Source organism: Streptomyces sp. OR43, from assembly GCF_008042275.1.
Lineage (GTDB): Bacteria > Actinomycetota > Actinomycetes > Streptomycetales > Streptomycetaceae > Streptomyces.
In genome coordinates this window covers 996,441-1,004,071 of record NZ_RDBK01000043.1, presented here as the reverse complement: position 1 = coordinate 1,004,071, position 7,631 = coordinate 996,441, and the positions used below count along the sequence as shown (strand labels likewise).

At 70.8% G+C, this 7,631-nt stretch carries 6 protein-coding genes; 3 read left to right on the top strand and 3 right to left on the bottom strand.

Features of this window, described 5'->3' with window-relative positions:
* Window positions 1-165 precede the first annotated feature (165 nt).
* Window positions 166-1,164 (top strand): sigma-70 family RNA polymerase sigma factor, encoded by a 999-nt coding sequence (locus EAO72_RS22905; RefSeq protein WP_148019156.1) that lies wholly within the window; start codon window positions 166-168, stop codon window positions 1,162-1,164.
* 91 nt (window positions 1,165-1,255) lie between these two features.
* On the opposite strand, the gene EAO72_RS22900 is transcribed toward EAO72_RS22905, so the two are convergent.
* Window positions 1,256-2,257 carry a helix-turn-helix transcriptional regulator gene (locus EAO72_RS22900; protein ID WP_187285382.1) on the bottom strand — a complete coding sequence of 334 codons (1,002 nt, stop codon included), beginning with the start codon at window positions 2,255-2,257 and terminating at the stop codon, window positions 1,256-1,258.
* A gap of 62 nt (window positions 2,258-2,319) precedes the next feature.
* On the opposite strand from EAO72_RS22900, the gene EAO72_RS22895 reads away from it, so the two are divergent.
* Entirely contained in the window at window positions 2,320-3,861 is a 1,542-nt protein-coding gene (locus EAO72_RS22895) for an MFS transporter (RefSeq protein WP_148019155.1), read from the top strand.
* A 99-nt stretch (window positions 3,862-3,960) separates the two neighbouring features.
* Here EAO72_RS22895 and EAO72_RS22890 read toward each other — a convergent pair whose 3' ends face one another.
* Window positions 3,961-4,740: a DUF6227 family protein gene (locus tag EAO72_RS22890; RefSeq protein ID WP_148019154.1), complete on the bottom strand. Its 780-nt coding sequence runs from the start codon at window positions 4,738-4,740 to the stop codon at window positions 3,961-3,963.
* Between the two features lie 133 nt (window positions 4,741-4,873).
* Entirely contained in the window at window positions 4,874-6,025 is a 1,152-nt protein-coding gene (locus tag EAO72_RS22885; protein WP_148019153.1) for a P1 family peptidase, read from the bottom strand.
* 383 nt (window positions 6,026-6,408) lie between these two features.
* On the opposite strand from EAO72_RS22885, the gene EAO72_RS22880 reads away from it, so the two are divergent.
* Window positions 6,409-7,560: an MFS transporter gene (locus EAO72_RS22880; protein ID WP_148019152.1), complete on the top strand. Its 1,152-nt coding sequence runs from the start codon at window positions 6,409-6,411 to the stop codon at window positions 7,558-7,560.
* The last annotated feature ends 71 nt before the right edge of the window (window positions 7,561-7,631 follow it).

The window sequence follows — 7,631 nt, the reverse complement described above, 5'->3', positions numbered from 1 at the left end:
GTGCCCCGTTGTGGCATGTGCCCTCCCCCTTTGGCGCGACAGGGTACTGCATGATCGCGAAAATGAATGCCGGTCATGGGAATTCTGTCCGGATTCCAGTCGTTGTTTCCATCGGATGCAGGGCACCCGAAAGGGTGTCGCGACCTACTCAGCAAGGGAGCACGCATGGCAACCCGTGCCGTCGCCCGTCGTTCGTCCGCCACCGGCGGGACCAACCGGGCAAGCAGTGTTCGCGCCGTGGGCGGGGAGATCGCCGATCGCGACCTGGTCGGCATGTACCTGGACGAGATCGCGCGCACGCCGCTGCTCGATGCCGCCAAGGAGGTCGAGCTGTCACAGACCCTGGAAGCAGGCGTTTTCGCGCAGCAGGTCCTCGACGGTGCGGTGGAGAGCGAAGCCGGCGGGGCCTCGCGCGAGGAGCTGGAGGCGCTGGTCGCCGAGGGCGAGCGCGCCAAGGACATATTCATCCGTTCCAACCTCCGACTCGTCGTTGCCGTCGCCCGCCGTTATCCGCGGGCCGGGCTGCCCCTGCTCGACCTGATCCAGGAGGGCAACGCGGGCTTGGTGCGCGCGGTCGAGAAGTTCGACTACGCCAAGGGCTTCAAGTTCTCCACGTATGCGACGTGGTGGATCCGGCAGGCCATCACCCGTTCCATAGCCGACCAGTCGCGCACGATCCGGCTCCCCGTCCACCTGGTGGAGGAGCTCGGCCGGATCCGTCGTGTCCAGCGCGAGTTCAACCGTGAGAACGGTCGCGACCCCGAGCACTCGGAGATCGCCGCCGAGCTGGACTCGACCACGTCGCGCGTCAGCGACGTCCTGGACTGGGCCCGCGACCCGGTCAGTCTGAACATGTCGGTGGACGACGACGGCGACACGCAGTTCGGCGACCTCCTGGAGGACACCTCCGCGGTGTCGCCCGAGCAGTCCGTGATGACGCTGCTGCGCAGTGAGGAGCTGGAGGAGCTGATCGGCAAGCTCGACCACCGCACCGCATCGATCATCCGTATGCGGTACGGCATCGAGGACGGCCGTGAGCGGACCCTGACCGAGGTGGGCAAGCAGCACGGGCTCACCCGCGAGCGGATCCGCCAGATCGAGAAGCACGCACTGCTCGAACTGAAGCGAATGGCTCACGACACGGGCTTTGACGCTGCGGCGTGAGCCCGAGTCCAGTAACCTCCGAATTGGGCCGCTTCACATCGGCGGCCCCCTAGAGCTGAGTCCCGGCGCCCACCCCCCCTGGCGCCGGGGCTCATCCTTTTTCCGGAAGGGCAGCGACGGTCCCCTGCGCGCCGGGCGCCGCCGCGCGGGTGAGCCGTCCGCCCAGGTCGTGCAGATACGACACCAGCTGCGGCGGCCCGTGCGCCGTGAACTCGCAGTCCACCAGTGCGAGGCGCAGCGCCACCCATTCCAGCGAGTCGGTCAGCACCGCCCGCAGCCGGCAGCCGTGCTCGCCGTGCTGCTCCAGCGGGCCGATCGAGGCGGGCAGCCGTGAGGCGACGAACTCGGCGGGGGCCGCGAAGCTCACGTCGACCTCCAGCTCCGGCTGCCGGCGCGCCATGGATGTGCTGAGGAACTCCGCCGCGTCGCCGGTCGGCAGCTCACGCGCCGTGAAACGGGCACCCGTCGCGTAGGGATCACTCACCCGGTCGACCCGGAACGTGCGCCAGTCCTGCCGCTCCAGGTCGTACGCGACGAGATACCAGCGCCACCCCGTGCTGACGAGGCGGTACGGCTCGACCTGCCTGCGCGTCTCGGCGCCGTCCCCCGCCCGGTACGCGAACCGCAGCCGCTCCCGCCCGGTGACCGCCGACGCCATCACGGTCAGCGTCTGCGGGTCGATCGTCGCGCCGTCGCCCCGGGCCAGCGGCATCGTCGCGTTCTGGAGGGTGGAGACCCGGTGGCGCAGCCGTGAGGGCAGTACCTGTTCCAGCTTGGCCAGCGCCCGTACGGACGCCTCGTCGACACCCTCGATGGCGTGGCCGGCCCCGGCCCGCAGCCCGACCGCGATGGCCACCGCCTCCTCGTCGTCCAGCAGCAGCGGCGGCATCGCCGTACCGGCCACGAGGCGGTAGCCGCCGACCGAGCCGCGCGACGCCTCGACGGGATAGCCCAGGTCGCGGAGTCGGTCGATGTCGCGGCGGATGGTGCGCGCGCTGACGTCGAGCCGGTCGGCGAGCTCACTGCCCGGCCACTCGCGCGGCGTCTGGAGCAGTGACAGCAGATTCAGCAGTCGTGCCGGGGTGTCGGTCATGTCACCCAGCATGCCCGTCCATTGGGTCATGATCTGACCTAATAGACGTTTAACTTCTTCTTATGACTTCTTCCGTATCCCAGCCGTCGCCGACGGCTGCTCCCACGGCGTCCCCGGACCCGTCGGACCGCCGACGGTGGTTCGCGCTGGCCATCGTGATGACCGCGGCCTTCATGGACCTGGTCGACGTCACGATCGTCAACATCGCCATCCCGAGCATCAAGGCGGACACCGGAGCCTCGTTCAGCTCGATCCAGTGGATCACCGCCGGATACGCCCTGGCCTTCGCCGCCGGTCTGATCACCGGCGGCCGGCTCGGTGACATCTACGGCCGCAAGCGGCTCTTCCTCATCGGGATCGGCGGCTTCACCGTGGCCTCCGCGCTCTGCGGATTCGCCGCCAACCCGGAGATGCTCGTCGCCTCGCGCATCCTGCAGGGCGGCACGGCCGCGCTGATGGTGCCGCAGGTGCTGTCCATCGTGCACGCCACCTTCCCGGCGCACGAGCGCGGCAAGGTCTTCGGTCTCTTCGGCGCGATCGTCGGCCTCGGCGCCGTGTCCGGCCCGCTGCTCGGCGCACTGCTCACCGAATGGAACATCGCCGGCCTCGAATGGCGCCCGATCTTCCTGATCAACCTGCCGGTCGGCATCGCGGGTCTCATCCTGGGCCGGAAGTTCATCACCGAGTCCAAGGCGCCGCAGGCGCTCCGCCTCGACCTGGTCGGCGTGGTGCTGGTGACGCTGGGGATGCTCATGCTCATCTACCCGCTGACCCGCGGCGAGGAGCTGGGCTGGCCGCTCTGGGGCTATCTGTCGATGGCCGGCAGCGTCGTGGTCTTCGCCGGCCTCGTGCTGTTCGAGCGGGTGAAGGCGCGCCGGGACGGTTCGCCGCTGGTGGAGCTGTCGCTGTTCCGGGTCAAGAGCTTCGCCGCGGGCATCGCCGTGCAGCTGACCTTCGGGATCGGCCTCGGGATCTTCTTCCTCGTCTGGACGCTGTACATGCAGGAGGGGCTCGGCTGGAGCGCGCTGCGGGCCGGCACGACCGGTATCCCGTTCTCGGTCGCCGTCTCGTTCGCCGCCGGCATCTCCGTGCAGAAGCTGGTGCCGCGCTTCGGCCGCAAGGTGCTCCAAGCGGGGGCGCTGCTCATGATCGCCGGTCTGCTGCTCTACATCTGGGAGTCCGGCCGCTACGGCATGGCGATCACGTCCTGGCAGATGGCGCTGCCGCTGGTGGTCATGGGCGTCGGGATGGGGCTGATCGTCGCCCCGCTGGCCGACGCGGTGCTGTCCGAGGTGCCCAAGGAGCACGCGGGATCGGCCTCGGGGCTGTTCAACACCGTGCAGCAGATGGGCAACGCGCTGGGGCTCGCCCTGGTCTCGGTCGTCTTCTTCGGGGCGATGGGCGACAGGCTGACGCCGCCGGAGATCGGTCCGGCGTTCGCCGACGCCTTCGAGCACTCGCTGTGGTGGGTGGCCGGGGTGCTCGCGGTGATCTTCCTGGTGATGTTCGCGCTGCCGGCCCGTCCGAAGCAGCACGTGGAGGGCGGCGACGAGAGCGCCGAGCCGTTCGACGAGCCCGTCCAGGAGCCCGTGCTGACGCACTGAGCGGACGGAGCGGAAGCGGAAGACGGAAGAACCGATGGTGCCCGCATCCCCGGCCGGGGGTGCGGGCACCGTCATGTCCGTACGGGGCCGGGCCGTGCGTCAGCAGATGCGCGTACGGCTCTCCATCGCGCCGCGCGCGGCCTCCTCGTCGCCGTACACCTCGCACATGTGACGGCCGTCCGGCGTCGCCGTGTGCTCGACCTCCCACAGGCTCGTCTCGCTGCCGTCGAGCAGCAGGAAGGCGTGCTCGTACAGCGTGAACCCCGCGTCCCGACCGTCCACCTGGCACTGCCGGCCGAAGATCTGGGTGATGTGGTGAGCGAAGGCCGCCCGCAGCAGGAGCGCCGTCTCCTCGCCCGGTCCGTTCCGGTTCTCCGCCCGGCGCAGCACCCGGCGGGCGTGGTCCGCGGAATTGTCCGGGGCGTACATCCGGGGCAGCGGGGCCGGGGGCGCCGCCATCAGGGCGTCGATGATCTCCAGGTCGGCCTGCGGTCCGTCGTTGCCGAAGACCGGGCCGTCGCAGAAGCCGCCGGTCAGCCGGGCCGCCGCGATGTGGGCGTCCGCCTCGTCGTCGTACAGCTCGTGCTGGAGCGGGTCCGGCTCCGCGCCGTGCCCCGCGTTCACCGGGGCGGCGGTCGGACGGGGGCCGCAGTGCACCAGCTCCCACAGCGTGAGCGGCGTGCCGTCGGCCAGCAGATAGGTGTGCCGGTAGGTCTCGCGGTGCAGGGAGGGACTGTGGTGCGAGGAGTGCAGGGAACTGCTGTGGGCGAGCGCGGTGCCGAGGCGCTCGACCGTACTGTCGGGCAGGTCGAACGAGTTGAGAGCCCGTCGCAGGATTCGCTCGAGGTGCTGCTCGGTTGTCTCGTACGGATCGCTCAAGGTGCTGTCTCCAGGCCGTCGCCGCGTGTGACTTGGTGCGTGCTCAACGTAGTCCCTGGGTCTGACATCGTGACCGGGGTTGCAGAAAAACGTACGGCGCACGCAGAAGGTTCCCGCTGTTCGCCGAACTTCCCTACGCGGGCGGCGAGTCGGCTCCGCGCCCCGTACGCTCCGGTGACTGCGCCGACGGCCGCGGTGTGCCGTAGAGGTCACCGTACGCGAGGTATGTGCCGCCGCCGGCGCGGGCGTTGACGCTCGTGGCCGCCCGGACCGCCTTCACGATGGCCCGGGTCACGGCCTCCGCACCCCCCGCCAGCAGGTCGTTGAGTGCGAGCGGGTTCGCCGGATCCAGTGTGCGGGCGCCGGTGGCCAGGGCGAAGACGGTGTCCCCGTCACTCATCAGGTGGACGGGCCGGATGGCGCGTGCCAGCCCGTCGTGCGCCGTCCCCGCGAGCTTCTGTGCCTGCGCGCGGCCGAGGTCGGCATCCGTGGCGACGACGGCGAGCGTGGTGTTGAGCGGGGGGCGCGTGTTCGCGTCGCGCGCCTGGGCCAGGCGCCGTTGCGCCTCCTGGTGGATCTCCGGCGCGGGCGCGACGGCCGGTTCGGCGGCCCCGTACTCCCCGTACAGCACCCCGGTGCGCGGGTCGAGAACGGAGCCCGCCGCGTTCACCACCGCCAGGGCGGCCACCGAGATCCCGGACGGCAGCAGGACGCTCGCCGTGCCCACCCCGCCCTTCAACTGCCCGGCGACCGCACCCGTGCCCGCACCGACGCAGCCCTCCTCGACCGCGGCCCCCGGCTCCGTGCGCGCCGCGTCCTCCACCGCGGCCAGGCCGGTCGAGGCATTCGGCCTGGCCCGCCAGTCGCCACCCCTTCCCAGGTCGAAGACACAGGCCGCGGGGACCACCGGAACCACCTGGGACGGGTCGGCCCCGACCCGCACGCCGCGCCCCTGCTCCTCCAGCCAGGCCATCACTCCGGATGCCGCGTCCAGGCCGTACGCACTGCCGCCGGTGAGGACCACCGCGTCGATGCGCTGCACCAGATTGCGGGGATCCAGCGCGTCCGTCTCCCGGGTGCCCGGTCCGCCGCCGCGTACGTCCACGGCCGCGACCGCTCCGCCTTCGGGTGCCAGGACCACGGTGGTGCCGCTCAGCGCCCCGGCGCCCGCGACCTGCGCGTGTCCGACCCGGATCCCGGCGACATCGGTCAGCGCGTCCCTCCGGCGCGGCGCCGATGGCGGGTCGGCCGGTGACGTCGGGGGCGTGGTGTCCTGGCGGGTCATCCGGTGCTCCTCGTGACGCGGGCGGCTGACGGCGGGAGCCGTGCCCGGTGAACGTACCCACGGAGCCTGCCGAGGATCCAGGAGCGGCGGTCACCGCGTGGGCGTCCGCGGTCACCGCGTGGGCGTCGGCGATCACCGCGTGGGCCTGCGCGGTCACCGCGTGGGCCTCCGCGGTACGCGAGGGCGATGCCCCCTCCGCGGCGTGCGGAACCCGACCTGCGTGAGCCGCGCGGGTCGTGCGCCCTCCGCGGGAACGCGCGGCCGGCCTCCGTGTGATCCGTGCGTCCGACTGGCCGTCCGGCGCCTCCGGGCAGTCGCGACGCGGTTACCCCGTAAGGCCATAAAACAGGACTAATATCCTCATACGGCCCTACGCTGACGGCGTGACCGAGCCACCAGAAGCCTCTGCCGCAGCAGCGCAGCCCGCCCCCGGTGACCCCGCCGGTTCCGCCGGCGCGGCCGTCGACCCGCCGCCCTCCGGCGGGTCCGCCCGCTCCGGCGCCGCCGTCCCCCGGTCCGTCACCGCCCGCGCGACGGCGGCCGGTGTGATCGTCTCCCTCCTGCTGATCGTGGCCATCGTGCTGGGCAGCAGGTTCCTGGAGAACTTCGACTCCGCGCTGCTGCCGTACGCCGTGGCCACGGTCTTCCTCGCCTTCGGCGTCGCCTACCGCTACACGGTCTGGGTCTCCGCGCCCGGCGCCCGACGGCTGTTCAAGAAGGGCTGGGGGAGCCTCTTCTCGGTCGAGAACTTCCGTAGAGCGCCCACCGCCCTGCCGAAGATGATCGCCACCTATCTCGGCTTCCAGAAGTTCCTCGGCGCCCGCTCCCACGCGCGCTGGGCCGCCCACCAGCTGATCTTCTGGGGCTGCATCCTGGCGTCCCTGATCACCTTCCCGCTGACCTGGGGCTGGTTCACCTTCACCTCGAACACCGGATCCGGGCCCGGCTACGAGATGCGTATCTGGGGCTTCAAGATCATTGGCTTCGACTCCCTGGACATCCTCGGCTGGCTGATGTTCCACGGCCTGGACATCGCCGCCGTCCTCGTCATCCCCGGCGCCTCCTACTTCCTGTGGCGCCGGATGAAGGACCGCGGCGCGATCACCGGCCAGCGGTTCGGCTACGACCTCGTGCCGCTCATCGCGCTGATCGTCATCTCCGTGACGGGCCTGCTCCTCACCTTCTCGTCGATCTTCCTGCACGGCGGCGGATACGAGTTCCTGGCGATCCTCCACATGGTCTCCGTGGTCTTCACCCTCATCTACATCCCGTTCGGGAAGTTCTTCCACATCGTCCAGCGACCCGCCGCCGTGGGCATGCAGCTGTTCAAGTACACCGGCCAGCAGGACCAGGAGGTCTTCAGCTGCCGCCGCTGCGAGGAACCCATCGACACCACCCCGTACGTCGAGAACCTCCGCGGCACCATGCGCGACCTCAGCCTCGACTTCGACGAGTGGGCCGAGTACTGCCCGCGCTGCAAGCGGGTGCTGCGCGGCAGCGCCTATCTCTCCCAGGTGAAGAAGGGCTTCAAGTGACCGCGGACCCGCGAGCAGCCGACACCCGTGCGGTCGTCCCCCTCGACCCCTCCCTCGCCCCGCCCGGCACC